This is a genomic window from Paracoccus sp. 228 (genome assembly GCF_000967825.1).
GTDB classification, from domain to species: Bacteria; Pseudomonadota; Alphaproteobacteria; order Rhodobacterales; family Rhodobacteraceae; genus Paracoccus; species Paracoccus marcusii.
The window spans coordinates 835,932-858,369 of record NZ_JYGY01000001.1 but is presented as its reverse complement, the minus strand read 5'-3'; the positions used below and the strand labels follow the sequence as shown (position 1 = coordinate 858,369).

Annotated in this window: 27 protein-coding genes; 25 read left to right on the top strand and 2 right to left on the bottom strand. The window is 67.0% G+C overall.

The window, feature by feature from the left end; genetic code table 11:
* The first annotated feature begins 7 nt into the window (after positions 1-7).
* From SY26_RS04185 to cysE, 25 genes are all read left to right on the top strand, one after another.
* On the top strand, positions 8-964 hold the full coding sequence (locus SY26_RS04185; protein WP_045999363.1) for a diacylglycerol kinase family protein: 957 nt from the start codon (positions 8-10) through the stop codon (positions 962-964).
* A 6-nt stretch (positions 965-970) separates the two neighbouring features.
* Entirely contained in the window at positions 971-1,762 is a 792-nt protein-coding gene (locus tag SY26_RS04180; RefSeq protein ID WP_045999362.1) for a metallophosphoesterase, read from the top strand.
* Between the two features lie 187 nt (positions 1,763-1,949).
* Positions 1,950-3,629: a 30S ribosomal protein S1 gene (gene rpsA / locus SY26_RS04175; protein ID WP_084693668.1), complete on the top strand. Its 1,680-nt coding sequence runs from the start codon at positions 1,950-1,952 to the stop codon at positions 3,627-3,629.
* A 239-nt stretch (positions 3,630-3,868) separates the two neighbouring features.
* Positions 3,869-4,153, top strand: a complete 285-nt coding sequence (gene ihfB / locus SY26_RS04170) for an integration host factor subunit beta (protein WP_045999360.1) — start codon at positions 3,869-3,871, stop codon at positions 4,151-4,153.
* 50 nt (positions 4,154-4,203) lie between these two features.
* Complete coding sequence (locus SY26_RS20960) at positions 4,204-4,587, top strand: LapA family protein (protein ID WP_045999359.1); 384 nt, start codon at positions 4,204-4,206, stop codon at positions 4,585-4,587.
* 3 nt (positions 4,588-4,590) lie between these two features.
* A complete protein-coding gene (locus tag SY26_RS20955) occupies positions 4,591-5,226 on the top strand; it encodes a phosphoribosylanthranilate isomerase (protein WP_045999358.1) in 636 nt (211 codons plus the stop codon).
* Between the two features lie 212 nt (positions 5,227-5,438).
* Positions 5,439-5,846, top strand: a complete 408-nt coding sequence (locus SY26_RS04155) for a hypothetical protein (RefSeq protein ID WP_045999357.1) — start codon at positions 5,439-5,441, stop codon at positions 5,844-5,846.
* Positions 5,847-5,880: 34 nt separating this feature from the next.
* Entirely contained in the window at positions 5,881-7,140 is a 1,260-nt protein-coding gene (locus SY26_RS04150; RefSeq protein WP_045999665.1) for a DNA-packaging protein, read from the top strand.
* An 80-nt stretch (positions 7,141-7,220) separates the two neighbouring features.
* Positions 7,221-8,405 (top strand): phage portal protein, encoded by a 1,185-nt coding sequence (locus SY26_RS04145; RefSeq protein ID WP_045999664.1) that lies wholly within the window; start codon positions 7,221-7,223, stop codon positions 8,403-8,405.
* A 3-nt stretch (positions 8,406-8,408) separates the two neighbouring features.
* Positions 8,409-8,639: a hypothetical protein gene (locus tag SY26_RS04140; RefSeq protein ID WP_045999356.1), complete on the top strand. Its 231-nt coding sequence runs from the start codon at positions 8,409-8,411 to the stop codon at positions 8,637-8,639.
* A gap of 3 nt (positions 8,640-8,642) precedes the next feature.
* Complete coding sequence (locus tag SY26_RS04135; RefSeq protein WP_045999355.1) at positions 8,643-9,173, top strand: HK97 family phage prohead protease; 531 nt, start codon at positions 8,643-8,645, stop codon at positions 9,171-9,173.
* 108 nt (positions 9,174-9,281) lie between these two features.
* On the top strand, positions 9,282-10,445 hold the full coding sequence (locus SY26_RS04130; RefSeq protein ID WP_045999354.1) for a phage major capsid protein: 1,164 nt from the start codon (positions 9,282-9,284) through the stop codon (positions 10,443-10,445).
* 190 nt (positions 10,446-10,635) lie between these two features.
* Positions 10,636-11,250 carry a hypothetical protein gene (locus SY26_RS04125; RefSeq protein WP_045999353.1) on the top strand — a complete coding sequence of 205 codons (615 nt, stop codon included), beginning with the start codon at positions 10,636-10,638 and terminating at the stop codon, positions 11,248-11,250.
* A complete protein-coding gene (locus tag SY26_RS04120; RefSeq protein WP_045999663.1) occupies positions 11,250-11,588 on the top strand; it encodes a head-tail adaptor protein in 339 nt (112 codons plus the stop codon). Before SY26_RS04125 ends, SY26_RS04120 begins: the two co-directional genes overlap by 1 nt.
* Positions 11,585-12,004, top strand: coding sequence for a DUF3168 domain-containing protein (locus tag SY26_RS04115; protein ID WP_045999352.1), 420 nt, complete (start codon positions 11,585-11,587; stop codon positions 12,002-12,004). Before SY26_RS04120 ends, SY26_RS04115 begins: the two co-directional genes overlap by 4 nt.
* Before the next feature lie 12 nt (positions 12,005-12,016).
* Positions 12,017-12,430, top strand: coding sequence for a phage major tail protein, TP901-1 family (locus SY26_RS04110; RefSeq protein ID WP_045999351.1), 414 nt, complete (start codon positions 12,017-12,019; stop codon positions 12,428-12,430).
* On the top strand, positions 12,430-12,744 hold the full coding sequence (locus SY26_RS04105; protein ID WP_045999350.1) for a gene transfer agent family protein: 315 nt from the start codon (positions 12,430-12,432) through the stop codon (positions 12,742-12,744). The genes SY26_RS04110 and SY26_RS04105 overlap by 1 nt, the downstream gene beginning before the upstream one ends.
* A complete protein-coding gene (locus SY26_RS04100; protein ID WP_045999349.1) occupies positions 12,741-12,995 on the top strand; it encodes a rcc01693 family protein in 255 nt (84 codons plus the stop codon). Before SY26_RS04105 ends, SY26_RS04100 begins: the two co-directional genes overlap by 4 nt.
* Positions 12,982-13,626, top strand: coding sequence for a phage tail tape measure protein (locus SY26_RS04095; RefSeq protein ID WP_045999348.1), 645 nt, complete (start codon positions 12,982-12,984; stop codon positions 13,624-13,626). Before SY26_RS04100 ends, SY26_RS04095 begins: the two co-directional genes overlap by 14 nt.
* A gap of 13 nt (positions 13,627-13,639) precedes the next feature.
* Positions 13,640-14,272 (top strand): DUF2460 domain-containing protein, encoded by a 633-nt coding sequence (locus tag SY26_RS04090; RefSeq protein WP_045999347.1) that lies wholly within the window; start codon positions 13,640-13,642, stop codon positions 14,270-14,272.
* A complete protein-coding gene (locus SY26_RS04085; protein WP_045999346.1) occupies positions 14,269-15,102 on the top strand; it encodes a DUF2163 domain-containing protein in 834 nt (277 codons plus the stop codon). The genes SY26_RS04090 and SY26_RS04085 overlap by 4 nt, the downstream gene beginning before the upstream one ends.
* Positions 15,095-15,520: an NlpC/P60 family protein gene (locus SY26_RS04080; protein ID WP_045999345.1), complete on the top strand. Its 426-nt coding sequence runs from the start codon at positions 15,095-15,097 to the stop codon at positions 15,518-15,520. Before SY26_RS04085 ends, SY26_RS04080 begins: the two co-directional genes overlap by 8 nt.
* A gap of 24 nt (positions 15,521-15,544) precedes the next feature.
* Positions 15,545-19,426, top strand: coding sequence for a glycoside hydrolase/phage tail family protein (locus SY26_RS04075; protein ID WP_045999344.1), 3,882 nt, complete (start codon positions 15,545-15,547; stop codon positions 19,424-19,426).
* Positions 19,416-20,126, top strand: a complete 711-nt coding sequence (locus tag SY26_RS04070; RefSeq protein WP_045999343.1) for a DUF2793 domain-containing protein — start codon at positions 19,416-19,418, stop codon at positions 20,124-20,126. The genes SY26_RS04075 and SY26_RS04070 overlap by 11 nt, the downstream gene beginning before the upstream one ends.
* Positions 20,127-20,203: 77 nt before the next feature.
* Positions 20,204-21,031, top strand: coding sequence for a serine O-acetyltransferase (gene cysE, locus SY26_RS04065; RefSeq protein WP_045999342.1), 828 nt, complete (start codon positions 20,204-20,206; stop codon positions 21,029-21,031).
* A 2-nt stretch (positions 21,032-21,033) separates the two neighbouring features.
* Here the strand turns inward: cysE and SY26_RS04060 are convergent, their stop codons facing one another.
* Positions 21,034-22,086 carry a quinone-dependent dihydroorotate dehydrogenase gene (locus SY26_RS04060; RefSeq protein ID WP_045999341.1) on the bottom strand — a complete coding sequence of 351 codons (1,053 nt, stop codon included), beginning with the start codon at positions 22,084-22,086 and terminating at the stop codon, positions 21,034-21,036.
* Positions 22,083-22,418: a DUF952 domain-containing protein gene (locus SY26_RS04055; RefSeq protein WP_045999340.1), complete on the bottom strand. Its 336-nt coding sequence runs from the start codon at positions 22,416-22,418 to the stop codon at positions 22,083-22,085. The genes SY26_RS04060 and SY26_RS04055 overlap by 4 nt, the downstream gene beginning before the upstream one ends.
* Positions 22,419-22,438 lie beyond the last annotated feature (20 nt).

Below are 22,438 nucleotides of genomic sequence, written 5' to 3'. Positions count from 1 at the left end.
TCCAACGATGCAGCACAAGACCGATGGGTTCGACCTGGCCGGTGCCAAGGTCTGTGTCGTGATGAACCGCGGATCGGGCAAGAAGAAGCATGTCGAACTGCGCGACATGCTGAACGAACGGCTCGCTCCGGCCTGCGGCAGTTTCGCGCTGCGCGAGAGCCGGAAGGGGAGCGACCTGCCCGCGCTGGCGCGCAAGGTCGCGACCGAGGGGTTCGATCTGGTGATCGCCGCGGGTGGCGACGGCACGCAATCGGCGGTGGCCGGTGCGCTGGTTGATCGTGACGTCGTGATGGGCGTCCTGCCGGGCGGGACGTTCAATTATTTTGCCCGCGACCTGGGCGTCGGAGAGACCGTCGAGGAGGCGCTGGACACGATTTTGGACGCCCGGGTCGAGGCGGTCGATGTCGGCGACGTCAACGGGCTGATCTTTCTGAACAATGTCAGTCTGGGCGCCTATCCGCAGATCCTGAAGACGCGCGAGGGGATCTACAAGCGGTGGGGGCGGTCGCGGATGGCGGCCTATTGGTCGGTGCTGGTGGCGCTGCGGCGCCTGCGGCGCCCGATGCAGCTTGTCGCCCGCGTCGACGGGCAGGAGAGCCGCTATACCAGTGCCTTGGTCTTTGTCGCGCGCAGCGCCTATCAGTTGGACAGCTTTGGGCTGGAGGGGGCGGAGGAGATCCGGCGCGGCGAATTCGCGGTGCTGATCGCCAAGGCGAAGCACCCCCTGCCGTTGATGCGGTCCGCCCTGCGCATGGCGATGGGCAAGAGCGCCAAGAACGACGACTTCGACCTGATCCTGACGGACGAGCTGACCATCGAGACGCCCAAGCGGCGCCAGCTGATCGCCCATGACGGCGAGAAGACCGCGTTGGAGAGCCCCTTCCGGCTGAAGGTGCGCCATGACGGGCTCAAGGTTCTGCTGCCCCGCGACGGGGTCAGCAAGACCGAGCAGCCGAAGGGCTGACCACCGGTGACGCGCATCCTTCATCTGACCGACCTGCATTTCGGATTTCACCGTGCCGCGTTGGAGGAGCCGCTGCTGGCGCGGATCGCGGCGCTGCGCCCCGACCTGGTGGTCATCGGCGGCGACATCACGCACCGCGCGCTGCCCCCGCAGATGCGGCAGGCACGCGCCTTTCTTGACCGCATCGAGGCGCCCTTGATGTGCATGCCGGGCAATCACGACGTACCGGCATGGAACCTTGTGGCGCGGATGTTCTGGCCCTTTGCGGGGTTCCGGCGGCATTTCGGTCCCGTGCTGACACCGGTGGGGCGGGCGGGCGACGTGCGGGTCATGGCGCTGAACAGCGCCGATCCCTATGCCTGGCAGCGCGGCAAGATCCGCGAGGGCGAGATCGGCCGCGTCATCGGCAATGTCGACGCGATGGGCACCAATATCGTGGCGCTGCATCACCCGCTGCAACAGCTGCCGCGCGTCGACAAGGCGCTGGCACGGCGCGCGTCCGAGGCGCTGTACCGGCTTGAGGCGTCGGGGGTGCAGGTGGTCCTGTCGGGGCATCTGCACCGTTGGGCGACGGACGCGTTGCTGGCGACGGGCCGCCATCCGCGCGTGCTGCAGATCCAGACCGGCACGGCGCTGTGTGCGCGCATCACCGACGGGCAGAACGAGTTCGTGCTGCTGGAGATCGACGGCCCGGACCTGCGGCTGGAGCGGCATGTCGCGCCGATGGACGCGGGCGATTTCGGCGCCCCCGAGATCGCGGATTACAGCCGCGCGTCGGGCGTGTGGAGACGCGTTTAGGCGTTGAAATTGGCGTCAAACACGGGTATTGGGGCCGCAGTCACACGGGCGACATGGTCAGAACAGACCGCATTCCAACGGGTCGGGCGTCATGCCGCGACCCTTTGGCGTTGCCCCAACGGCACCATAAAGACCGGCGGAGCCAACCGTCAGGCCGGAAAACAGACACAAAGGATACTGAATACGTATGTGCGCTAAAGCGACCATGGAGGAGTTCGAGGCCCTTCTGAATGAAAGCCTCGAGATTGACACCCCCGACGAGGGCAGCGTTGTCAAAGGCCGCGTCATTGCCATCGAGGCAGGCCAGGCCATCATCGACGTCGGCTACAAGATGGAAGGCCGCGTCGATCTGAAGGAATTTGCCAATCCCGGCGAAGAGCCCAGCATCAAGGTCGGCGACGAGGTCGAGGTCTATCTGGACCGCGTCGAGAACGCCCGCGGCGAAGCGTCGATCAGCCGTGAGAAGGCCCGCCGCGAGGAAGCCTGGGATCGTCTGGAGAAGGCCTACGAAAGCGAAGAGCGCGTCGAAGGCGCCATCTTCGGTCGCGTCAAGGGCGGCTTCACGGTCGACCTGGGCGGTGCCGTCGCCTTCCTGCCCGGTTCGCAGGTCGATGTGCGCCCCGTGCGCGATGCCGGCCCGCTGATGGGTCTGAAGCAGCCGTTCCAGATCCTGAAGATGGACCGTCGCCGCGGCAACATCGTCGTGTCGCGCCGCGCCATCCTGGAAGAGAGCCGCGCCGAACAGCGCGCCGAAGTCATCGCGAACCTGACCGAAGGTCAGTCGATCGACGGCGTGGTCAAGAACATCACCGAATACGGTGCCTTCGTTGACCTGGGCGGCGTCGACGGCCTGCTGCACGTCACCGACATGGCCTGGCGTCGCGTCAACCACCCGTCCGAGATCCTGGCGATCGGCGAGACCGTCAAGGTCCAGGTCATCAAGATCAACAAGGACAGCCACCGCATCAGCCTGGGCATGAAGCAGCTGCAGGCCGATCCGTGGGATACGGTCGCCGACAAGTTCCCGATCGAGTCGGTCCACCAGGGCCGCGTGACCAACATCACCGATTACGGCGCCTTCGTGGAGCTGGAAGCCGGTGTCGAGGGTCTGGTCCACGTTTCGGAAATGAGCTGGACCAAGAAGAACGTCCACCCGGGCAAGATCGTCTCGACCTCGCAGGAAGTCGAAGTGATGGTTCTGGAGATCGACGAGGCCAAGCGCCGCGTGTCCCTGGGCCTGAAGCAGACGATGCGCAACCCGTGGGAAGTGTTCGCCGAAACCCATCCGACCGGCACCGTCATCGAGGGCGAGGTCAAGAACATCACCGAGTTCGGTCTGTTCATCGGCCTGGAAGGCGACATCGACGGCATGGTCCACCTGTCGGACATCAGCTGGGATGCCCGCGGCGAAGACGCGATCCAGGACTTCCGCAAGGGTGACGTCGTCAAGGCGGTCGTCCAGGACGTGGACGTCGAGAAGGAGCGCATCAGCCTGTCCATCAAGTCGTTGGAAAACGAGAACATGGCCGAGGCCGTTGATGGCGTGAAGCGTGGCACCATCGTCACCGCCGAAGTCACCGCGATCGAAGAGGGTGGCATCGAGGTCGAGTACAACGGCGTCAAGTCGTTCATCCGCCGCAGCGACCTAGCCCGCGACCGTGCCGACCAGCGCCCCGAGCGTTTCAGCGTCGGCGACAAGGTCGATGCCCGCGTGACCAACGTCGACACCAAGACCCGCCGTCTTGGCCTGTCGATCAAGGCCCGCGAGATTGCCGAGGAAAAGGAAGCCATCGACACCTATGGCAGCTCGGATTCGGGCGCGTCCCTGGGCGACATCCTGGGTGCGGCACTGAACCGCAACAGCTGATCGGCCCGACCCGATCGATCCTTGCCCGCCCCGGTTCGTCCGGGGCGGGCCTTTTCTTGCCCACGGCCGAGCGGATGCGCGCCATCCCGCTTGCGCGTTTGGGGCAAAGCTGGCAACGCTATGAAACCAGTGACTTCTGTCGGGCGTTGAACGGAAACATGAAGGGCGGTATTGCACCGGCCTTGCGGTTTGACGTGCTGACTTTGACGGCAGGAAGACCCGTCCAATTGGGGGAACATATGATCCGGTCCGAACTGATCCAGAAGATCTCAGATGAAAACCCCCACCTGTTCCGCCGCGACGTCGAGAGGATCGTGAACACGATCTTCGAGGAGGTCATCGACGCGATGGCGCGGGGCGACCGGGTCGAGTTGCGCGGCTTCGGCGCCTTCTCTGTCAAGAAGCGCGATTCCCGGACGGGGCGCAACCCGCGCACCGGTGAATCGGTCGAGGTTGACGAAAAGCACGTTCCGTTCTTCAAGACCGGCAAGCTGCTGCGCGACCGCCTGAACGGCGACGCCTGAGGCCCCTGTTTACCGGGCATCCCGCCCGTCTGCGATATCGAGGAAATTCAATGCGCTTCATCCGTCTGATCTTTGTCGCAGCACTGGCGCTTGTGCTGGTGGCGGTCGCCTTGGCCAACCGTGACATGGTCACCCTTTCGGCGTTCCCGGCCAATTTCGGACAGTACTTGGGCGGCACGTGGTCGCTGACGGTGCCGATGTTCCTGGTGATCTTCGTGGCCTTTGCCTTGGGCATGCTGGCCGGTCTGGTCTGGGAGTGGCTGCGCGAGGCGCATTTCCGCCGCGAGGCGCGTCAGCGCAATGCCGAGGTCGTGCGTCTTGAGAGCGAGGTCGGGCATCTGCGCGACCGCCACGCCGCCCCGCGCGACGAGGTGCTGGCGATCTTGGACGAGCCTGCCCCCGCCAAAGGCGCGGCCCTGCCTGCGGTTCGCTGAAGCGTGGCCGAGGTCAAGATCTGCGGGCTGTCCGAGGAACGCCATGTCGCGGCGGCCGTCGATGCCGGTGCGCGCTTTCTGGGGTTCGTGTTCTTTCCCAAGTCGCCGCGTGCAGTGACCGCGACCCAAGCCGCAGCGCTGACGGCGGAGGTTCCCGTTGGGGTCGCCCGCGTGGGACTGTTCGTCGACCCGTCGGACGATTTGCTGCGAGAGGTACTGGACCAAACGGCGCTGGACGTGATCCAGCTGCACGGCCATGAGAGCACCGCGCGGGTGGCCGAGGTCAAGGCGTTGACGGGGCTGCCTGTGATGAAGGCGGTCGGTCTGTCGGGTCCGGCGGACCTGCCGCAGCTGATGGATTACGGCGTGGCGGCGGACATGCTGCTGGTGGATGCCAAGCCGCCGGCGGGGGCCGATCTGCCGGGCGGGAACGGGCTGGCCTTTGATTGGCGGCTGCTGGTTGGGCGGCATTGGTTGCGCCCCTGGATGCTGGCCGGGGGACTGACACCCGACAACGTCGCCGAGGCCGTGCGCCTGACGGGGGCGCCTGTAGTGGACGTCAGTTCGGGCGTGGAACGTGCACCGGGCGTCAAGGATGTTGCGCTGATCCGCGCGTTCGTCGAGGCCGCGCGAAGCTGATTCAGGGGCGTGTTGCATAGTGTATCGCATTGTAATCGCAAGGTTTATGCGCCATATTATGCACGTATGGGTTTATCCATTGACTTGGCGAACGCCCTAAGGTAGAACTTTTACATGCTGGAAGAGGTGGGCAAGCGGCCGGGGGAAACCCTTGGGCCGCTTTTTTCGTCTCTTGGCTCGTGCGGACAGGAACACGAGGCGGGGCAGAGTGCATGAACGATATGGAATGGGGCGGGGCCGGGAAAACCGACGGACCTTTCGTGACCGGAACCCAGCCTGAGAAGGCCGGGTTCGCGATGCCCGAGATCGCCGAGGGCGAGGACGAGATCGACGTCCTGCGCTGGCTGTTCTGGGATTACGTCAAGGACCTGCGGGGGCACCAGGCCGAGCTTGAAGCGCTCAAGTCCGGGGAGCTTGACCCGGCCAAGCTGAAAAAGGCCATGGAGACGGCGAAGACGGTCCGCGAGGCCGTCCAGCTGCTGATGGCGGAAAGGATCAAGGTTGACAAACTTCGCAAAGACATCGCGGGCGGCGTCGGAGGGGGCAGCCTTGACCTCGGCGCCGCACGAGACGAGATCGGGCGCCGCCTGGCTTGCCTCCGCCGGGCCGGAGGAGGTTGAGGAATTTCTGGGCGGGCTGTCGCAGAACGCGCTGATGAGCCTGCCCTGGCTGTTCGAGTTCTGGGCGCTGCCCCATCAGTTGCCCCCCGAGGGCGACTGGAAGTCCTGGGTGATCATGGGCGGGCGCGGCGCGGGCAAGACCCGCGCCGGGTCGGAATGGGTGCGCAGCCTGGTCGAGGGGCCCACGGCTGCTGCACCCGGGAAATGCCATCGCGTGGCCCTGGTCGGCGAGACCTTCGACCAGGTGCGCGAGGTGATGGTGTTCGGCGAGAGCGGCATCCTGGCCTGTTCGCCCCCCGACCGGCGTCCGGTCTGGGAGGCGGGCCGCAAGCGGCTGGTCTGGGCGAACGGGGCGACCGCCACGGTCTATTCCGCGCATGAGCCGGAGGCTTTGCGCGGGCCCCAGTTCGACGCGGCCTGGGTCGATGAGCTGGCCAAGTGGAAGAAGGCCGAGGATGTCTGGGACATGCTGCAGTTCGCGCTGCGGCTTGGCGAGCATCCCCAGCAGGTCGTCACCACCACGCCGCGCAATGTGGGCGTGCTGAAGCGCATCCTGGGCAATGCCAGCACTGTGGTGACCCATGCGCCGACAGATGCGAACCGCGCCTATCTGGCGGAGAGTTTTCTGGCGGAGGTCGAGAGCCGCTATGGCGGGACGCGGTTGGGGCGCCAGGAGCTGGACGGCTTGCTGCTGGACGATGTCGAGGGGGCGCTGTGGACGACCGCGATGCTGGAAGACGCGCGGGTGGCCGAGGCGCCCAAGCTGGACCGGATCGTCGTCGCGGTCGACCCGTCGGTTACCGGCGGGCGGGCCAGCGACGAATGCGGGATCGTGGTCGCGGGCGTCGTTACGCAGGGCGAGCCAAAGGATTGGCGCGCTTATGTGCTGGAGGATGCCAGCGTCCGGGGCGGGCCCACAGATTGGGCCCGCGCCGCGATTGCCGCGATGGACCGCTACGGTGCCGAGAAGCTGGTGGCCGAGGTGAACCAGGGCGGCGATCTGGTCGAGAGCGTTGTGCGCCAGATCGACCCGCTGGTCCCGTTCAAGGCGCTGCGGGCGTCGCGGGGCAAGGGGTTGCGAGCAGAGCCCGTCGCCGCGCTGTACGAGCAGGGGCGCGTCAAGCATCTGAAGGGCGCCCTTGGCGCCTTGGAGGATCAGATGTGCCAGATGACGGTGCGCGGGTTCGAGGGGCGGGGCAGTCCCGACCGGCTGGATGCCCTGGTCTGGGCGGTCCATGAGCTGATGATCGAGCCCGCCGCAGGCTGGCGCAGGCCGCAGATGCGGCGATTGTAACCGGGTCCGAGAGGTCGGACCGACGAAGGGCCGTCCCGCAGGGGGCGGCCCTTTCGCATGGCTGAGGCATGGAGGCGAGCATGGCGTTTCGATTGTTTTCGCGGGAGGAGAAATCATCCCCCCCGCCAGAGAGGAAGGCCAGTGCGACGGGCCGGGTCGTGGCATTCGCCAGCGGGTCCGGGCGCCCTGTCTGGTCGGCCAGGGATACGGGCACGCTGACGCGCGGCGGGTTCATGGGGAACCCGGTGGGCTTTCGCAGCGTGCGCCTGATCGCCGAGGCCGCGGCGGCCGTGCCGATGATCTGCGCGGATCGCGACCATCGCTATGAGGTGCATCCGGTTTTGGATCTGCTGCGCAGGCCCAATCCGGGCCAGGGTCGGGCCGAGCTGTTCGAGGCGCTGTTCGGGCAGATCCTGCTGTCGGGCAACGGCTATCTGGAGGCTGTGGGCGCGGACGCCACGGGCATCCCGGAGGAGCTGCACGTGCTGCGCTCCGACCGCATGAGCGTGGTGCCCGGTGCGGATGGATGGCCCGTGGCCTATGAATATGCGGTGGGCGGGCGCAAGCACCGGTTCGACATGACCGGCAGCCCCGATCCGATCTGCCACGTCAAGGCGTTCCACCCGCAGGACGACCATTACGGTCTGTCGCCGATGCAGGCGGCTGCCGTCGCGCTGGACGTGCACAACAGCGCCAGTGCCTGGTCCAAGGCGCTGCTGGACAATGCGGCGCGGCCCAGTGGAGCGATCATCTACAAGGGGATCGACGGGCAGGGGGTGCTGAGCCCCGAGCAGTACGACCGCCTGGTGGGCGAGATCGAGATGAACCATCAGGGCGCGCGCAATGCGGGCCGTCCGATGCTGCTGGAAGGCGGGCTGGACTGGCGTCCGATGGGTTTCAGCCCGTCCGACATGGAGTTCCACGAGACCAAGCTGTCGGCGGCGCGCGAGATCGCGTTGGCTTTTGGCGTGCCGCCCATGCTGCTGGGGATTCCAGGGGACGCGACCTATGCGAACTATGCCGAGGCGCACCGGGCGTTCTTCCGCCTGACGGTGCTGCCGCTGGCGACACGGGTGTCGGCGGCGGTCGCCTGGTGGCTGTCCGAGCATCTGGGTGCCGAGATCGAGCTGCGCCCCGATCTGGATCAGATCCCTGCCCTGGCCGAGGAGCGCAACCAGCAATGGGCCCGCATCAGCGGTGCGAGCTTCCTGACGGATGCGGAAAAGCGCGCCCTGCTGGGCCTGCCGCCCCTGGACGGGGCGTGAGGCATGGAAGGGTCGCGTTTCGTCAAGGACGGGCTGTGGCACGACACGCGTCTTGAGGCGCAGGAACGGATCATGGCGCTGCAGTTCGGCCAGGTCGAGAAGCGCCTGGAGCGGATCGAGGCGATGATCGAAGGGCTGGAGCGGCGGCTGTGGATGACGGTCTACGGCGTGGTCGCTGTGATCCTGACGCAGGCCGTCCAGGGTATTCTAGATTATGCGCCGAAAGGAGGCTGAGGGATGGTTCCGGGTCTGGAGATGAAGTTCGCGGGCGGTCCGCCCGTGCTAACCGACGGTCAGGTGATCGAAGGCTATGCCAGCCTGTTCGGTTTGACCGATCAGGGCGGCGATGCGGTGCTGCCCGGCGCGTTTGCCGCGTCGCTGGCGCGGATCGCGGCGCGCGGCGACAAGGTGCGCATGCTGTGGCAGCACGACCCGACCCGACCCATCGGGGTCTGGGACGAGGTCCAAGAGGACGGCAAGGGCCTATGGGTCAAGGGCCGCCTGTTGCCCGACGTGGCGCAGGCCCGCGAGGCGGCGGCGCTGATCCAGGCGGGTGCGATCGACGGGCTGTCCATCGGCTATCGCACCCTGCGGGCCGAACGCGACAAGGCCGGGCGGCGCGTGCTGGCCGAGGTCGAGCTGTGGGAGGTGTCGCTGGTGACCTTCCCGATGCTGGCCGAGGCCAAGGTGGATCGCAAGGACAGCGACGAGCTGCGCGACGTCGCGGCGCTGTTCGTGCAGGCGGCACAGGCCCTGCGCGGCGCATGAGATTTCGGACCGGGCGCATCCCGGTCCGTCAACCAGGTTCGGACCAGTCCCGTGCGGGAGGTCCGACGACAGGGGCGCGGCCCCGATCACCGTGACGAGGAGAAGACCATGACCGAGGTGAAGGCCGCGGGCGGCGGCGACATGCCCGCCGACCTGAAGGGGGCCATGATGGGGTTCGTTAGCGAACTCAAAGGCTTTCGTGAAGATATTCAATCCAAGCTCAACGCACAGGAACAGCGTATGACCATGATCGACCGCAAGACCGCCCTGCGGGGCCGCGCGCCCCTGTCCGCCACCGCAGAGGTCGAGGTGCCCCACCAGAAGGCGTTCAACGCCTATCTGCGCAGCGGCGACGATGACGGCCTGCGCGGTCTGGCCATCGAGGAGAAGGCGCTGTCGGTGGCCAGCGACGGCGGTTTTCTGGCCGCACCCAAGGTTGCCGAGACCGTGCAGAACACGCTGCATTCGACCTCGTCGCTGCGCCGTCTGGCCAACGTGGTGACCATCGAGGGCAGCGTCTATGAGGCGCTGGTCGAGCGTGGCGACATGGGCGCCGGTTGGGCCACCGAGGCCGCCACGGTCGAGACCGCGAACTCGGCCCTGGACCGCATCGCCATCCCGGTGCACGAGCTGTCCGCGATGCCGCGTGCCAGCCAGCGCCTGCTGGACGATGCGGCCTTTGATGTCGAGGGCTGGCTGGCCGAGCGCATCGCCGAGAAGTTCGCTCGGTCCGAAGCCAACGCCTTTCTGCGCGGCGACGGCGTTGACAAGCCGCGCGGCCTGCTGAGCTATCCGACCGCGCCTGCCGCGACCGCGACCACGGCCCAGATCGGCTTCGTCGCCACCACCGCGGCTGGCGATTTCCCGGCCGCCGCGCCGATGGATTGCCTGATCGACCTGATCTACTCTCTGGGCGCGGAGTATCGCTCGAACGCCTCGTTCCTGATGAACTCGAAGACGGCGGCGCGGGTGCGCAAGATGAAGGATGCCGACGGCCGCTTCCTTTGGACCGATGCGCTGAGCGTGGGCCAGGTGCCCCAGCTGCTGGGCTATCCGGTGATGATCAGCGAGGACATGCCCGACATGACGACGAGCTCGTTCTCGATCGCGTTCGGTGATTTCCGCGCGGCCTATACGATCGTCGAGCGTCCCGACCTGCGCGTGCTGCGCGACCCGTTCAGCGCCAAGCCGCACGTGCTGTTCTATGCCACCAAGCGTGTCGGCGGCGGGATCACCGATTTCCGCGCCGTCAGGCTGCTGCGCTTCATCTGATCCCCCGGGGGATCGGATGAGGGAGGGGCGCGCCTGGTGCCGGGCATTCCGGTTTAGCAACTGTCCGCGCGCGCTGATGGCCGGCGTGCGGCGCGCCCCGCTTCCCTTTTGCCTGCAAGACAGCCGGGGCCCCGTTCGGGGGCCCCGCCTTTGGTGGAACATGCGGACGGCACGACGGGAGGTTCGCAACATGATGCTGATAGAGGAAACGGCGCCCGCGGCGGAGGCGCTGCCGGTGGCCGCCCTGCGCGCGCATTTGCGTCTGGCCCAAGGTTTCGAAGGGCCCGACGACGCCGCCGAGACGGCGGCACTGGCGGGCTTTCTGCGTGCAGCGATCGCCACGATCGAGGGGCGCACCGGGAAGGTGCTGCTGAAGCGGCGGTTCCGCATGCAGCTGGACGATTGGCGCGACCGGCTTGGCCAGTCGCTGCCGCTGGCGCCCGTGCATTCGGTCGAGCGCATCGAGATCGACGACGGGAACGGCACGCTGACCCAACTGCCCCCCGAGGGGTGGCGGCTGGTCCCGGACGGACAGCGCCCCGTGATCCTGCCGACCGGGGTCGTGCTGCCGTCGATTCCACGGCGGGGGACGGTGACGATCACGTTTCTGGCGGGCTTCGGGGATGCCTGGTCCCAGGTTCCGGCGGATCTGGCGCAGGCGGTCATCCTGTTGGCCGCGCGGTATTACGACGATCGCAGCCAGGATGGTTTGCGTCATGCACTGCCTTTCGGTGTCAGCGCGCTGATCGAGCGATGGCGCGCGGTCCGCACCCTGGCCGGGCGCGGCAGCCGGGAGTGGCGCTGATGGCCGCCCTGAACCTGTCGACGCGGCTGGCGCTGGAGACATCCGACCGGATCGCGGACGGCCTGGGCGGCTATGAGACGCGGTGGCGTCAACTGGGCTGGCTGTGGGCGCAGATGGAGGCGCGGTCGGGTCGCGAACAGGGGACCGGCGCGGGAATGATCAGCGTGGTCCAATGGCGCATCACGCTGCGCGCCGCGCCTGTGGGTGATGCGCGACGCCCGCGGCCCGGGCAGCGGCTGCGCCAGGGAACACGGTTGTTTCAGATCGAGGCGGTCGCGGAGAGCGATCCGTCCGGTCGGTATCTGGACTGCTTTGCGCGCGAGGAGGATCTGACATGAGCTATGGGGCAGGGGTCGCCTTGCAGGCGGCCGTCTATCAGCAGTTGCGCACGAACGAGGCGCTGGCGGATCTGGTGGGCGATGCGATCTTCGACGCGATGCCGGTGACGGCGCCGAGCGGGATCTATGTCTCGCTTGGTCCCGAGGAAGTGCGTGACGCCAGCGATTCCACGGCACGCGGATCGCGGCATGATTTCGTGATCTCGGTCATGGCGGGCAGCGACAGTGGGGCGGGCTTCGGCGCGGTCAAGGCCGCAGCGGTCGCCGTGGCCGATGCGCTGGAGGCGGGCGGACTGGTGCTGTCGCGCGGACAGCTGGCGGGTTTGTGGTTCCTGCGCGCAACCGCGCGGCGGGTGAAAAGCGGCGCGGCTCGTCAGGTCGACCTGACCTTTCGCGCGCGCATCGATCTGAACTGAGGAGATGGGACAATGGCAGTGCAAAGCGGACGTGATCTGCTGATCAAGATGGATATGTCGGGCAACGGCACGTTCGAGACCGTGGCGGGCCTGCGTGCGACGCGCCTGTCCTTCAATGCCGACACCGTCGACGTGACCAGCATGGACAGCGCCGGTGGCTGGCGCGAGCTGTTGGGCGGTGCCGGCGTGCGCAGCGCGTCGATCGCCGGTTCCGGCGTGTTCCGCGACGCGGCCACCGACGGGCGCGCCCGCCAGGCGTTCTTTGACAGCGAAATCCCGTTGTTCCAGGTCATCATCCCTGATTTCGGCACCGTGGAGGGCCGGTTCCAGATCACCGGCCTGGAGTACGCGGGCAGCCACGACGGAGAGGCGACCTATGAGATGTCGCTGGCTTCGGCAGGGGCGCTGACCTTCGTGGCGCTGTGATGGCCAACCCGATGCGAGGCGAGGTGTCGCTGATGCTGGATGGTCGGCCGCATGTCGCGCGCCTGACCCTCGGCGCCCTGGCCGAACTGGAGGCGCAGCTTGAGGCGGACGGGTTGACCGGGCTGGTCGCTCGTCTTGACGCCGGGCGTTTTTCCAGCCGCGAGATCCTGGCCGTGCTGGTGGCCGGGCTGCGCGGCGGCGGCTGGACGGGGCAGGCGGGTGATCTGACGGCGGTGCAGATCGACGGGGGTCCGCTGGAGGCCGCCCGCGTTGCCGCCCGCCTGCTGGCCCTGGCGTTTCGGGCGCCTGCATGACCGGGCGCGCCGGGGGGTTGGACTGGGCGGGCCTGATGCGGGCGGGCCTGCAAGGGCTGCGTCTGCATCCCGATCAGTTCTGGGTACTGACCCCTGCCGAGTTGGGCCTGATGCTGGGCATGGGTCCGACGACACCCCGCATGACCCGTGACCGGCTGGCCGATCTGGCAGCCCGATATCCCGACGCGCCCGCACCGGCGGGCGTGGTCTTGGCTGAAACGACGGGGGATCATCAAGATGACCACACGTGACGGGACCGGCACTGCGCTGGACCAACTGGACGACGACCTGGGCCGCAATTCCCGCATGACGCAGGAGTTCCAGGCGGAACTGGGTCGGCTGCGCCAGGCTATGATGTTCACCACGCGCGAGGTCGGTACCCTGTCCTCGGGGCTTGAGCGTGGCTTGGGCCGCGCCATCGACGGCCTGGTCCTGGACGGCGGCAAGCTGTCGGACGCGTTGAAATCCATCGGACAGTCGCTGGCAGATACCGTCTATAGCATCGCCATGAAGCCCGTCGAGAACGCTTTGGCAGGGTCGATCGCGGGCGGCATCGGCGGGATGCTGGGCGGGGTGATGCCCTTTGCCAAGGGCGGGGCATTCGCCAACGGCCGCACCATGGCCGGAGATGTCGTCTCCGGACCCACGGCATTTCCGATGCGCGGCGGTCAGGGGCTGATGGGCGAGGCCGGGCCCGAGGCGATCATGCCGCTTCGGCGCGGTCCCGACGGCAAGCTGGGCGTCGCCGCATCCGGGGGAGGGGGATCGGTGAACGTGACGTTCAACATCCAGACCCCCGACGTGGCGGGGTTCCAGCGCAGCCAGTCGCAGATTGCGGCGCAGATGTCGCGCGTGCTGGCCCGCGGCGAGCGAAACAGCTGAGAGGAGGCAAAAGATGGCGTTTCATGACGTAAGATTTCCGACGAACCTGTCCTTTGGCGCCATCGGCGGTCCCGAGCGGCACACCGAGATCGTGGCGCTGGCCAGCGGGTTCGAGGAGCGCAACACCCCCTGGACGCATGCGCTTCGCCGCTTTGACGCGGGCATGGGCCTGAGGTCGTTGGACGACCTGTCGGAGGTCATCGCCTTTTTCGAGGCGCGTGCGGGGCAGCTGCACGGGTTTCGGTGGAAGGATTGGTCCGACTACAAGAGTTGTCTGCCGTCAGCGGCCCCGGCATTCGGCGATCAAATGATCGCGGTCGGGGACGGGCAAACGCGAGTCTTTCCGTTGTCGAAGGCCTATCGATCCGGGGCGACGGTCTATCGTCGGCCCGTGACCAAGCCGGTCCAGGGTTCCGTGCGCGCCGGGATCGGGGGTGCCGAGGTGTTCGTGGGCATCAACTATGCCGTGGACCATGTTGCCGGGCGCATCATCTTTGACGAGGCCCCGGAGGCAGGCGCGGACATCTCTGCCGGGTTCGAATTCGACGTTCCGGTGCGCTTCGACACGGACCGGATCGCAGTGTCCGTCGCGTCATTCCAGGCCGGGCAGGTTCCCGACATTCCGGTCGTGGAGGTTCGGGTATGACGACGACGACAGTTGCACGCGCTTGGTCGGTGAGCCGAGCGGATGGTCTGACGCTTGGCTTTACGGATCATGACCAGCGGCTGGTCTTTGGCGGGGTGACCTTTCGCCCTGACCGCGGACTGACCGCGCGGGCGCTGGTTCAGGGAACCGGCCTTTCGGTCGACAACTCCGAGGCGGTCGGCGCGCTCAACGATGATGCGATCACCGAGCGCGATCTGATGGCCGGTCGGTGGGACCAGGCGGAACTGCGCATGTGGGAGGTCGACTGGAGCGATGTCGCCCTTCGCAAACTGGTGTTTCGCGGGTCTTTGGGCGAGGTCTCGCGTGCGAACGGGGCCTTCCGCGCCGAGCTTCGCGGCCTATCAGAGGCGCTGAACGCGCCGCAGGGGCGCGTCTATCATCCCCGGTGCAGCGCGCGCCTTGGCGATGGGGCGTGCAGGGTCGACCTGAGCGCGGAAAGCCTGAGCGTGCTGCGCCAAGTGCAGGTTATGGACGAGGGACGCGTCTTCACGTTCACCGCATTTCCGGCCTTTGACGCGGCGTGGTTCGATCATGGTCGGCTGGAGGTTCTGTCCGGAGCGGCGCAAGGTCTGCATGGTGCGATCAAGAACGACACCGCACGCCCCGGTGGCCAAAGGATTATCGAGCTGTGGTCCAGTCTGGGCATCCTGCCCGCCACCGGCGACCAGATCCGACTGACGGCAGGATGCGACAAGGCTGCAGACACGTGCCGGCTGAAGTTTCGCAATCATCTGAACTTCCGCGGGTTTCCTCACCTGCCGTCCGAGGATTGGGTGATGGCGCCTCAGGCAGGACGCCGGAATGGATAGCCCGGTCGTCGATGCCGCCCGGCTGTGGCTGGGCACGCCTTATGTCCATCAGGCCAGCGTCCGGGGCAGTGGTGCCGATTGCCTTGGGCTGATCCGCGGCGTTTGGCGCGACCTGTATGGGGCGGAGCCCGAGGCGCCCCCGGCCTATACCGCCGATTGGGCCGAATGCGGCAGCACCGAAGTGCTGCTGTCCGCGGCCATGCGGCACCTGCGTCCAGTCGATGATGCGGACTGGCAGCCAGGGCAGGTGCTGTTGTTTCGGATGCGGCAGGGCGCCATCGCCAAGCACCTGGGCATCCTGTCGGCCGCGGGTGATGCCCCGCGGTTTCTGCATGCCTATACCGGCCACGGTGTCATCGACAGTCCACTGACCCCTCCGTGGCAATCCAGGATCGTGGCGCGGTTCCGCTTTCCCTGACCAATTCGAACGAAGGAGGCCCTTATGGCCACGATTGTCCTGTCTGCCGTGGGTGCGTCGCTTGGCGGAGGTTTCGGGGGGGCGGTCCTTGGACTGTCGGGTGCCGTTCTGGGCCGTGCTGCAGGAGCCGTCCTGGGTCGTGCCATCGATCAGCGGCTGCTGGGCGGTGGGGCGAAGGCCGTCGAGACGGGCCGGATCGACCGCCTTCGCATCCAGACAGCCGGAGAGGGCATGGCCATCCCCCGGATCTGGGGACAGATGCGCCTGCCCGGGCATGTCATCTGGGCATCCGACCTTGCAGAGGTCACGCGGTCCGAAAGTGCGGGTGGTGGCAAGGGCGCACCCAGTACCCAGGTGACCCAGATCAGCTATCGCCTGTCTGTCGCATTGGCGTTGGCCGAAGGTCCGATCCTGTCGGTGGGCCGGGTCTGGGCCGATGGCGAGGAGATTGCACAGGCGGATCTGAACATGCGGATCTATCGTGGTGGCGAGGCGCAGATGCCGGACCCCGTGATCGCCGCCATCGAAGGCGACGCGGCCCCTGCCTATCGCGGGACAGCCTATGTCGTTTTGGAGAACCTGAGCCTGGAGCGGTGGGGCAACCGCATGCCGCAGCTGAGCTTTGAGGTAACATGCCCGGCGCGTGACGGCAGCGGCCTGTCGGGCGACGTCCGGGCCGTCGCCCTGATCCCCGGCACGGGGGAGTATTCTCTGGCCACGACGCCTGTGACCGAAAGTGGTGACCTGGGCGAAAGCCGCAGCTTCAACACGAACACGCCGATGGGCGGGACCGACTTTCGCGCATCGCTGGATGTCCTGGGGCGCGAACTGCCGAATGTGGGTTCGGTGTCGTTGATCGTGTCCTGGTTCGGCAGCGATCTGCGCATCGGTCAGTGCCGCGTGCAGCCCAAGGTCGAATACCGTCAGGTCGACGGGGCAGAAATGCCGTGGCGCGCGGGTGGCATCGGCCGTGCGGACGCGGCCGAGGTCGCGCGCAAGGATGGACGACCGATCTATGGCGGCACGCCGTCGGACCGCTCGGTGATCGAGGGGCTCAGGGCGCTGTCGGCGTCGGGGCGCAGGGCGATCTTCTATCCGTTCATCCTGATGGAGCAACTGGGCGGCAACGGATTGACCGACCCTTACGGCGCGACCGAGCAGCCTGCCATGCCCTGGCGCGGCCGCATCACGACCAGCGTCGCCCCCGGCCGGACCGGCACCACCGACGGCACGTCGGCCGCCGTCGATCAGGTGGCCGCGTTCTTCGGATCGGCTGCTCCGACCGATTTCGCGCGCATCGGTGAGACCGTCACCTATTCCGGTCCGGCCGAATGGTCGTACCGGCGGTTCATTCTGCACTATGCCCATGTCTGCGCGGCGGCGGGCGGCATCGATGCCTTTCTGATCGGGTCCGAGATGGTCGCGATGACCCAGATTCGCGGTCCGGGAAACACCTATCCCGCCGTGGCGGCCCTGCGCCGCCTGGCTGCGGACGTCCGCGGCATCCTTGGGCCGAACGTCAAGATCGGCTATGCCAGCGACTGGTCGGAATATTTCGGCCATCACCCCGGAAACGGAGAGCTGTTCTTTCATCTGGACCCGCTGTGGGCTGATCCGAACATCGATTTCATCGGCATCGACAACTATATGCCGCTGTCCGACTGGCGCGATGGCGACGACCATCTGGATGCGTCCTGGGGTCGGATCGACAATATCGACTATCTGCGCGCCAATGTCGCAGGAGGAGAGGGGTACGATTGGTTCTATGCCAGCGACGCCGACCGTCTGGCGCAGAACCGCACGCCCATCACCGACGGTGCCTATGACGAGGCCTGGGTCTGGCGTTACAAGGACCTGACGGGCTGGTGGCAGAACCTGCACTACAACCGCCCCGGTGGTGTGCGGCAGAGAGAAGCGACCGCATGGGTGCCCGGGTCGAAGCCGATCTGGTTCACCGAGTTCGGCTGCGCCGCCCTAGACAAGGCGACGAACCAGCCGAACAAGTTCCTGGACGCGATGTCGTCCGAGAGCATGCTGCCGCATTTCTCCAACGGTACACGGAACGATGCGATTCAGGCCGCCTATGTCGAGGCGACGATGGCGCATTGGCGCGACCCGGCCAACAACCCGGTCAATGCCGATGGCATGCGGATGCTGGACGTGGACCGCGCGCACGTCTGGTGTTGGGACGCGCGGCCCTATCCGGCCTTTCCGGGGCGTGGTGATCTGTGGTCGGACGGTCCTGCGTGGGATCGCGGACACTGGCTGAACGGGCGTGCGGGCGCCGTCACGCTGCGCGCGGTGGTCACGGACATCTGCAAGGGTGCGGGTGTGACGGCCGTTGATGTGTCGAGAATATCAGGCGTGGTGCGGGGCTATGCCCTGCAGGGTTCCGAATCCGGGCGGGCGGCATTGCAGCCCCTGATGCTGGCACATGGGTTTGACGCGGTAGAGCGCGACGGCGTGCTGAAGTTCGTCTCGCGTGACGGACTGGCACGCGCGCAGATCGGACCTGATGACCTGGCCATCACCGGCGACGTGACCGGGTTCGAGACCGTCCGTCAGATGGAATCCGCGAACATCGGTCAGCTACGCCTGAGCCATGTCGCGGCAGGGGGCGACTATGCGGTCGCGACGGCCGAGGCCAGCCTGACGGATATCGACCGTCGCGCCGTGTCCGAAAGCGAACTGGCCATGGTGCTGACCCGCCCGGAAGGGCGCGCCATCACCGACCGCTGGATCGCCGAGGCCGAGGTGGCGCGCGATACCGCACGGTTCGCGCTGCCGCCATCACGTGCGGATCTTGGCCCTGGCGACGTTGTCGTGACGCATATGCCGGGGCAGGAGAGCCGCCGCTGGCGGATCGACCGGGTCGAGCGGGCGGGCGCCGTCACGGTCGATGCCGTCAGGGTCGATCCCGGCCTCTACACGCCGCGTCTTGCGCATCAGGATCAGGGCGGTATCGGCCGCTATCTGCCGCCGATGCCCGTGTTCCCGGTGTTCATGGACCTGCCCCTGCTGCGGGGGGACGAGGTTCCGCATGCCCCGTGGATGGCCGCCGCGGCCCATCCCTGGCCGGGATCGGTCGCGCTCTATGGCTCCGCCGAGGCCGAGGGCGGGTTCGACCTGAACCTGATGCTGCAACGCCGCGCCCTGATCGGTCGGACGCTGACGCCATTGGGGCGTGCAAGCCCGGGTCTGATCGACCGGGGCGAACCGCTGCAGCTGCGGATGCTTCGCGATCCGTTGCGGTCCGTGAATGAACGCGCGTTGCTGTCGGGTGCGAACGCGATGGCGATCGGGGACGGCAGCCTGACCCGATGGGAGATCATCCAGTTCGCAAACGCAGAGCTGGTGGCCCCGGACACCTGGCAGATCAGCCGCCGCCTGCGTGGGCAGGCCGGCACGGATGCGATCATGCCGGATGTCTGGCCCGCTGGCAGTCTGGTCGTGCTGCTGGATGGCGGCCCCCGCCAGGTCGACCTGCCACCCTCCACTCGCGGCCAGGAGCGGTTCTGGCGGGTGGGTCCGGCCCTGCGGGCGCCGGACGATGCCAGCTACCGCAGCCGTACGACGGTCGCGCCGGGGATCGGGCTGCGGCCCTATGCGCCCTGCCACCTGCGCAAGCAGGGCAACGACATCACCTGGATCAGGCGTAGCCGGATCGACGGTGATGGCTGGGACGGCGCCGACGTTCCGCTTGGCGAGGAATCGGAACGCTATCTGTTGCGCCTGATCCAGGCGGGGCAAATCGTCGCCGAGACGCAGACGCAGACCCCGTCATGGACCATCCCCGCGGCGGTCCGCGACCAGTTGCAGCCCGGACAGGTCACGATCGAGGTGGCTCAATTGTCGCAGACCTTCGGGCGCGGCCCCTTTGCAAGGAGAGACTTCAATGCCCAGTGAAACCGCGCGCCTTCAGATGGCCCTGTTGCAGCCGGCGCAGGCCCAGAAGCACGTCACCGTCAACGAGGCGCTGATGCGGCTGGACGGCATGGTGAACCTTGTATTGCAGAGCGTGTCGACGCAGACGCCCCCGGCAACGGTTCTGGATGGCCAGTGCTGGGGCGTTCCCGCGGCGCCCACGGGGGCATGGGTGGGGCAGACGGGGCGCATCGCCGTGGGATCGAACGGCGGGTGGGTCTTTCTGCCGCCGTCCCGCGGCATGCGCTGTTTCGTCGCCGACAGGGGGGTGGAGGCCATCCATGACGGCACTGCCTGGATCGTCGGCGCGATGAGCATGGGAAGCCGCGGGTCGGGCCTGGTCACCGGGATGGCCGAGGGCGAGGTCATTCTGGGCACGGGCAGCAGCACGGTGACCGGGGTCTTCATCCCGGCGGGTGCGCTGGTGATCGGAGCTGTCGGACGGGTCACGGCCACTCTGACCGGTTCGCTGACCGGCTGGCGTCTTGGTACGGCGGGGGCGTTGAACCGCTTCGGTCAGGGCCTTGGCAAGCAGCAGGATTCATGGGCAAGGGGGATGCTTGGTTCGCCCATGGCCTATTACCAGGCCGATCCGCTGATCGTCACGGCCGAGGGCGGCACGTTCACGGGCGGGCGCATCTCTCTGGCGGTGCATTGGCTGGAAATGCGGCTGCCGAACTGATCGACCGGGCCCGCCCGTCTTTTCCCGGACCGCATTCTGTCCTATGTAGGAGGTCTGACAGACCGGGCGGGCCCAAGATGAACATGCTGCACACCGAAAAGACACCGCTGTCCCTGGACCGTGATGCGATCTGGGCGCAGCTGCGCGACGAGGGGCGGGCGGCAGCCGCTGCCGAGCCGCTGTTGGGCGCGCTGATCCATGCGGGGCTTTTGCATCACAAGAGCCTTGAGGCAGCACTGGCCTATCGTCTTTCGCTGAAGCTGGCATCGGGAGAGATGAGCGAACAGATCCTGCGCGAGATCGCCGATCACGCCTATGCCAATGCCCCCGAACTGGGAGACGCCGCGCGGGCCGACTTGATGGCGGTCTATGACCGCGATCCGGCGACGCATCGGCTGATCCAGCCGCTGCTGTTCTTCAAGGGGTTCCAGGCGCTTCAGGCCTATCGGATGGCGCATTGGCTGTGGCAGCAGGATCGCAAGGATCTGTCGTACTTCGTCCAGATGCGGTGTTCGGAATGCTTTGGGGTGGACATCCATCCCGCAGCGCGCATCGGCACGGGCATCATGATGGATCACGCCCATTCCATCGTCATCGGTGAGACGGCGACCGTCGGCAACGACGTGTCGATGCTGCATTCTGTGACGCTTGGAGGGACCGGCAAGGAGGATGGCGACCGTCATCCCAAGATCGGCGACGGCGTGCTGATCGGCGCGGGCGCCAAGGTTCTGGGTAACATCCGCGTCGGGCACCATTCGCGGATTGCGGCCGGGTCGGTCGTGCTGCACGAGGTTCCGTCCTGTAAGACCGTCGCGGGCGTCCCCGCCCGCGTCATTGGCGACGCAGGTTGCCCTGAACCGTCGCACAGCATGAACCAGTTGCTGGGCGCCGACGACTACGGCTAAGGTCAGTCGGCGCTGGCACTGCCTCTCAGCTCGTCGAGGGTGATGCGCTGGCGGGCCAGCCGGTCATCCAGCGCCTCTGCCAGGCGGGGCGCAATCGACAGTCCCTGATAGATCATGGCCGAATAGATCTGCACCGCCGTGGCGCCGGCCCGCAGCTTCTCCCACACATCGTCCACGCTGGTGATACCGCCGACGCCGACAAGCGGCACAGCGCCTTTCGTTTCGCGATACAGCAGGGCAAGGACGCGGGTAGACCGGGCGAACAGGGGTCGGCCGGAAAGCCCGCCTGCCTGTCCGGCATGCGGTCCGGTGATGCCGTCACGCGACAGCGTCGTGTTCGTGGCGATGATGCCGTCCAGCTTGGCATTCATGGCGACCGAGGCGACCTGCGCGATTTCAGTGTCGGTCAGATCCGGGGCGATCTTGACGAACACCGGCACTCGCCTCGCCAGTCCGTCCCGTGCTGTCAGCACTCGCTCCAGCAGGGCAGACAGTGCCTCTGCCCCCTGCAGGTCGCGCAGTCGTTCCGTGTTCGGCGACGAGACGTTGACGGTCACGAAATCCGCTGATTGTCCCGCGACGCGCAGGACCTGGGCAAAATCCTCGGCCCGGTCCGTGCTGTCCTTGTTGGCGCCCAGGTTCAATCCGACCGGCACGCCCGTGGGACGTGCCGCCAGGCGCCGGCCGATCACGTCCGCACCTTCGTTGTTGAAGCCGAACCGGTTGATGATGGCTTGTTGTTCCGTCAGTCGGAACAGGCGCGGTTTGGGATTGCCCGGTTGTGGGCGCGGGGTGGCGGCCCCGACCTCCAGAAAGCCGAAGCCGGACCGCATCAGAGGGGCAATGACGCGCGCGTTCTTGTCGTATCCCGCAGCAAGGCCAATCGGGTTGGGCAACGTCATTCCCGCCAGAGACACCTGCAACCTGTCGGATGTCACGGCTCGCCCGTGCAGCGGCACCACACCGCGTGCCAGCGCCGCGATCGATAGGTCGTGCGCCCGTTCGGGGTTAATGCGGTGCAGCGCGGCAAGTCCCAGCTTTTCGACCACGCTCATGGCGCGATCCCCGTGTCGTGACCCGCGTCGGTCAGGCCAATGGGTCGCGACCATTGCACATCCGCCAGCGTCAATGCCCGGTACAGATGCGGGAACAGCGCCCCGCCGCGCGACGGCTCCCACCGTAGATCGGGCGCCAGGGCGTCCGGATCGCATGACAGCAGGATCAGCCCGTCCTCATTCGCAAAATGCTTGGACAATGTCACCGACAGCTGCTGGGCCGTCGAGAAGTGGATGTAGCCGTCGGCCAGATCGATGGGCGCCCCGAGGGTGCGGCCGTCCTGCTGCATCTGGGCCCATTCGGCCGCGCGAAATACCTTGAAGATCTGCATGGCGGCATTTGCCTCCGCCC

Excerpts from the sequence above, each read along its gene's own strand:
- SY26_RS04055 (WP_045999340.1), bottom strand. The coding sequence starts at position 22,418 with ATGCAGATCTTCAAGGTATTTCGCGCGGCCGAATGGGCCCAGATGCAG.
- cysE (WP_045999342.1), top strand. The coding sequence starts at position 20,204 with ATGAACATGCTGCACACCGAAAAGACACCGCTGTCCCTGGACCGTGAT.
- SY26_RS04060 (WP_045999341.1), bottom strand. The coding sequence starts at position 22,086 with ATGAGCGTGGTCGAAAAGCTGGGACTTGCCGCGCTGCACCGCATTAAC.
- SY26_RS04075 (WP_045999344.1), top strand. The coding sequence starts at position 15,545 with ATGGCCACGATTGTCCTGTCTGCCGTGGGTGCGTCGCTTGGCGGAGGT.
- SY26_RS04070 (WP_045999343.1), top strand. The coding sequence starts at position 19,416 with ATGCCCAGTGAAACCGCGCGCCTTCAGATGGCCCTGTTGCAGCCGGCG.
- ihfB (WP_045999360.1), top strand. The coding sequence starts at position 3,869 with ATGATCCGGTCCGAACTGATCCAGAAGATCTCAGATGAAAACCCCCAC.
- SY26_RS04150 (WP_045999665.1), top strand. The coding sequence starts at position 5,881 with ATGAGCCTGCCCTGGCTGTTCGAGTTCTGGGCGCTGCCCCATCAGTTG.
- SY26_RS04140 (WP_045999356.1), top strand. The coding sequence starts at position 8,409 with ATGGAAGGGTCGCGTTTCGTCAAGGACGGGCTGTGGCACGACACGCGT.
- SY26_RS04095 (WP_045999348.1), top strand. The coding sequence starts at position 12,982 with ATGACCACACGTGACGGGACCGGCACTGCGCTGGACCAACTGGACGAC.
- SY26_RS04145 (WP_045999664.1), top strand. The coding sequence starts at position 7,221 with ATGGCGTTTCGATTGTTTTCGCGGGAGGAGAAATCATCCCCCCCGCCA.
- SY26_RS04100 (WP_045999349.1), top strand. The coding sequence starts at position 12,741 with ATGACCGGGCGCGCCGGGGGGTTGGACTGGGCGGGCCTGATGCGGGCG.
- SY26_RS04080 (WP_045999345.1), top strand. The coding sequence starts at position 15,095 with ATGGATAGCCCGGTCGTCGATGCCGCCCGGCTGTGGCTGGGCACGCCT.
- SY26_RS20960 (WP_045999359.1), top strand. The coding sequence starts at position 4,204 with ATGCGCTTCATCCGTCTGATCTTTGTCGCAGCACTGGCGCTTGTGCTG.
- SY26_RS04135 (WP_045999355.1), top strand. The coding sequence starts at position 8,643 with ATGGTTCCGGGTCTGGAGATGAAGTTCGCGGGCGGTCCGCCCGTGCTA.
- rpsA (WP_084693668.1), top strand. The coding sequence starts at position 1,950 with ATGTGCGCTAAAGCGACCATGGAGGAGTTCGAGGCCCTTCTGAATGAA.
- SY26_RS04115 (WP_045999352.1), top strand. The coding sequence starts at position 11,585 with ATGAGCTATGGGGCAGGGGTCGCCTTGCAGGCGGCCGTCTATCAGCAG.
- SY26_RS04085 (WP_045999346.1), top strand. The coding sequence starts at position 14,269 with ATGACGACGACGACAGTTGCACGCGCTTGGTCGGTGAGCCGAGCGGAT.
- SY26_RS04110 (WP_045999351.1), top strand. The coding sequence starts at position 12,017 with ATGGCAGTGCAAAGCGGACGTGATCTGCTGATCAAGATGGATATGTCG.
- SY26_RS04185 (WP_045999363.1), top strand. The coding sequence starts at position 8 with ATGCAGCACAAGACCGATGGGTTCGACCTGGCCGGTGCCAAGGTCTGT.
- SY26_RS04155 (WP_045999357.1), top strand. The coding sequence starts at position 5,439 with ATGAACGATATGGAATGGGGCGGGGCCGGGAAAACCGACGGACCTTTC.
- SY26_RS04130 (WP_045999354.1), top strand. The coding sequence starts at position 9,282 with ATGACCGAGGTGAAGGCCGCGGGCGGCGGCGACATGCCCGCCGACCTG.
- SY26_RS04125 (WP_045999353.1), top strand. The coding sequence starts at position 10,636 with ATGATGCTGATAGAGGAAACGGCGCCCGCGGCGGAGGCGCTGCCGGTG.
- SY26_RS04105 (WP_045999350.1), top strand. The coding sequence starts at position 12,430 with ATGGCCAACCCGATGCGAGGCGAGGTGTCGCTGATGCTGGATGGTCGG.
- SY26_RS04120 (WP_045999663.1), top strand. The coding sequence starts at position 11,250 with ATGGCCGCCCTGAACCTGTCGACGCGGCTGGCGCTGGAGACATCCGAC.
- SY26_RS04090 (WP_045999347.1), top strand. The coding sequence starts at position 13,640 with ATGGCGTTTCATGACGTAAGATTTCCGACGAACCTGTCCTTTGGCGCC.